Annotated in this window: 1 protein-coding gene; it reads right to left on the bottom strand. The window is 57.5% G+C overall.

Annotated features, from left to right (window positions below; genetic code table 11):
- The coding region (locus IE092_RS18630) for an aldehyde dehydrogenase family protein (RefSeq protein WP_229793268.1) at positions 1-723 on the bottom strand (723 nt) is incomplete at both ends.

The raw sequence follows: 723 nt of genomic DNA, 5'->3' as shown, positions 1-723 counted from the left end.
TTGCCACCCAGTTCGAGGATGGTACGGGTTAAGCGTTTGGCGCAGGCTTCCGCCACTTGTTTGCCCATGCGTGTACTGCCGGTGGCGCTGACCAGTGCAACACGTTTGTCGTCCACCATCTGTGCGCCGGTATCGCGGCCACCAATGATCAGTTCAGCCAGACCTTCCGGTGCATCGCTGCCGAAACGCTGCACGGCACGCATGAATAAAGCATGGGTTGCGATTGCGGTCAGCGGTGTTTTTTCTGAAGGTTTCCAGACTACGCTGTCGCCGCAGACAAAGGCCAGCGCAGCATTCCATGCCCACACTGCCACCGGGAAGTTAAATGCAGATATCACACCGACTACACCAACAGGATGCCATTGCTCCATCATGCGGTGCCCCGGACGTTCAGAAGCAATCGTCAGGCCGTATAACTGACGGGAAAGACCGACTGCGAAATCGCAGATATCGATCATTTCCTGCACTTCACCCAGACCTTCCTGCAGAATTTTGCCGGCTTCGAGGGTGACCAGTTCACCGAGTGCCTGCTTGTGCTGACGCAGTTCTTCGCCGAACAAACGGATCAGTTCACCACGGCGCGGTGCCGGAACGGTGCGCCATTGCAGAAAAGCCTGCTGTGCGCGGCTGATGCGTTCAGTCACTTGCGCTGGTGTGTCAGCACGCAGGCTGGCCATGGTGCTGCCGGAAATCGGGGAAATGCTGTGGATGTCGTTACCGAGG

Source organism: Cognatundibacterium squillarum (genome assembly GCF_014652435.1).
Lineage (GTDB): Bacteria > Pseudomonadota > Gammaproteobacteria > Burkholderiales > Burkholderiaceae_D > Undibacterium > Undibacterium squillarum.
Note: the sequence above shows the minus strand (reverse complement) of the source record. Positions and strands in the feature narration are given on the sequence as shown.